The 347-nt window shown below is 71.5% G+C and carries 1 pseudogene; it reads right to left on the bottom strand.

The features are described 5' to 3' along the window. Positions 1-347: pseudogene (locus ET526_RS21475) on the bottom strand (hypothetical protein); the annotation flags it as partial.

Raw genomic sequence — 347 nt, 5'->3', positions numbered from 1 at the left:
CACCGCGACGGAGAGCGTGGCCGGGCCGAAGTCGAAGCTCGCCGTGGGCGAGATGTTGCGTGCCATCACCTGGACCGTGTTGGTGGTCCAGGTGGCGGCGTCGAGCTCGATGAAGCGGGTCGATGAGGCCAGCGAGGCATGGGCGCCATCTCCCTGCCGGCAGCCGGTGACCGCCACGTCGAGCAGGCTGGTGGCACTCAGCGCCAGGTTGGGCAGGTCCCAGGAGACCTCGGCGGCAAACTCCCGCTGGCCCACCGGCAGGGTGGGCGTGCCGCAGAGCAGCGCCGGGGCGTGCTCCGGCAGGCCGTAGAGCCGCAACGCCTCGAGCTCGATCTGCCCGTCGAAGC

Source organism: Crenalkalicoccus roseus (assembly GCF_004761865.1).
Classification (GTDB): domain Bacteria; phylum Pseudomonadota; class Alphaproteobacteria; order Acetobacterales; family Acetobacteraceae; genus Crenalkalicoccus; species Crenalkalicoccus roseus.
Note: the sequence above shows the minus strand (reverse complement) of the source record. Positions and strands in the feature narration are given on the sequence as shown.